At 58.8% G+C, this 602-nt stretch carries 1 protein-coding gene; it reads right to left on the bottom strand.

The genetic code is table 11. The features are described from left to right. Positions 1-263 precede the first annotated feature (263 nt). On the bottom strand, positions 264-602 hold a 339-nt coding region (locus EN780_RS38985), incomplete at its 5' end, for a hypothetical protein (protein WP_189556762.1).

Genomic DNA, 602 nt, shown 5'->3' with positions numbered 1-602 from the left:
GGATCACTCCGGCCGGCAGGCTGGGCCGGTCACGGGCGCTGGTGGCACGGCGGGCCCATTTCATGAATCTTTCCGATCCCGTGATCTGGTGGTCTTGGGCTGCGCTTTGCCCTTCTCGATCTTGATGATCTGTGGCGAGTCTCCGGGGACGGTGGTTTTTCCGGGATGCCCGAAAAGCGCGAATGTCACGCGGCCGTCATCCCATACCTTCGCCACATCGACTATGGTCGGACGATCGCCCGGCCGGATCTTGGGAGACGGCATCAGTGTATGGAGCAGATAACATCGGCAAACATCGAGCCGGTGCGATTGAACAAGCGAATTGCCGCCAATATCTCGCGGTCATCCATGGTGTCGCTCCAGCTGTTAGCGATCGACTGGACTTCCCAGCTGTTGCCGTGCTTGGCCCTGGCAACGGCAAGCTCGCGTCGGATCTCGCACCGGACGGCTTCATCGAGGCAAATGACCGCGGTCTCGCTCATATCGAAAGAATATACAGCGGCCAAATTTGTTCCAGAACCTTGACTGCCAAAGGCAGTGGCCGGAGTCTCCTCTCTCAGAATGACAGAGAGGGTGTCGCCGGCTTTCAGTGAGTTCTCGTA

Origin of the sequence: Mesorhizobium sp. M4B.F.Ca.ET.089.01.1.1 (genome assembly GCF_004022605.1) — a bacterium.
GTDB classification, from domain to species: Bacteria; Pseudomonadota; Alphaproteobacteria; order Rhizobiales; family Rhizobiaceae; genus Mesorhizobium; species Mesorhizobium abyssinicae.
Note: the sequence above shows the minus strand (reverse complement) of the source record. Positions and strands in the feature narration are given on the sequence as shown.